We start from the raw sequence: 1382 nt of genomic DNA on the forward strand, positions 1-1382 counted from the left end.
AATGTTGCACAGATCTACTTACCGCCGCTTAGGGAGCGAGAAGAAGACGCGTTGATTCTGTTTGAGCACTTTGCATTGCAAACCAATCCAGACAGTCGACCGTTGAGTGATGCCGACAGAAATGCCGTGCTTTCTTACGCTTGGCCAGGAAATGTGCGCGAATTACGTAACGTCGCAATGCGTTTCGCGCTGGATGATACGGTTTCTGTGATGGAAATTCTTTCTAGCCGCCCTTCGTCAACCACGGAAGAAACTCAAGCGGGTGTGCCACTGATGATTCAGCTGCACAACTTTGAGCGCAAAGTGTTGCATGATTCATTAGTGAGGCACCAAGGACGGATTAATGAAGTGATGCAAGAGCTCGATTTACCACGTCGCACCTTAAATCAGAAAATGCAAAAATTTGGTCTGAATCGCTCCGATTACACCGATTCGTGAATGGAATAATAGGAGCGATGTCGTTTTACCTTTCCGTTATGCGCTTTTGGTCGGTGTTTGGATGAACTTGCCACCCACTTCGCTTTCATCTTGGAATGTCGTGACTTGATTTCGCCCGGTGTGCTTCGAACAATACAGTGCTTCGTCGGCTCGGGTGAGTGCATCTTGCAAGCGGTCATTGGGCATTAACTCGCTGATGCCGAAGCTCATCGTGACTTGGTTTTTAAAAGCAAGCAGCGACGTTTCACGTTCAATGCTGCGACGTACTAACTCGGCATAGGCTTTCGCGTTTTCGGCATTGGCAAGCAACACAATCATAAACTCGTCACCACCAAAGCGAACGGTACATGCTGACTCTGGTAACGTTTGTTTAAAAATCGTGGCGATGGTTGCCATGACTGAGTCGCCAGTGGTGTGTCCGTATTGGTCATTAATGGTTTTAAAATCGTCCACGTCAGTCATAACGATGCTGATAGGCGTATTTTTTTCGCGTGCTTGATTCACAAGGTTAGGCACAATGACTTCCATTGCACGTCGATTGTATAACCCAGTTAATGCATCCAAATGAGAAAGATCGTTGATGGATTTCACCAATCTTGCGTTGATCAACCACAACATACTAAAGCTCAAAGCAACAATGAGGCAGATACTAAATAGAAACGTCAGCTGGTGGATGATACCTGCATTCATAAAACTGGTGACTTCTGGTGCCCAAATGCTCCAAACGGTTCTGCCCGCCATAAAAGCACTAAACCCAAAGAAGGCGTACGCCATCACTTGAACGGGCAGTTTTAGATCGTCTCTTTTTCCCTTGATCATCGCAACACCACTGCAGAAGGTGACTAAGCTCAAATAGATACTAAGAAAAATGATTCGGATACGAATAGATGGCGAATAAAATGTGAAGTAATAAAAAAGGCCACTGAATACCGGTACCAGAAACG

Annotated in this window: 2 protein-coding genes; one reads left to right on the plus strand and one right to left on the minus strand. The window is 45.8% G+C overall.

Going from position 1 to position 1382, the window contains the following annotated elements:
• Positions 1 to 438 (plus strand): helix-turn-helix domain-containing protein (locus R7E47_RS24385; protein WP_318085264.1); only part of this gene is annotated, 438 nt, incomplete at its 5' end.
• A 36-nt stretch (positions 439 to 474) separates the two neighbouring features.
• On the opposite strand, the gene R7E47_RS24390 is transcribed toward R7E47_RS24385, so the two are convergent.
• Positions 475 to 1382, minus strand: a 908-nt coding sequence (locus R7E47_RS24390; RefSeq protein ID WP_318085266.1) for a GGDEF domain-containing protein, incomplete at its 5' end; no start/stop codon positions are given.

This window comes from Vibrio sp. Vb1026, from assembly GCF_033338745.1.
Classification (GTDB): Bacteria; Pseudomonadota; Gammaproteobacteria; order Enterobacterales; family Vibrionaceae; genus Vibrio; species Vibrio alginolyticus.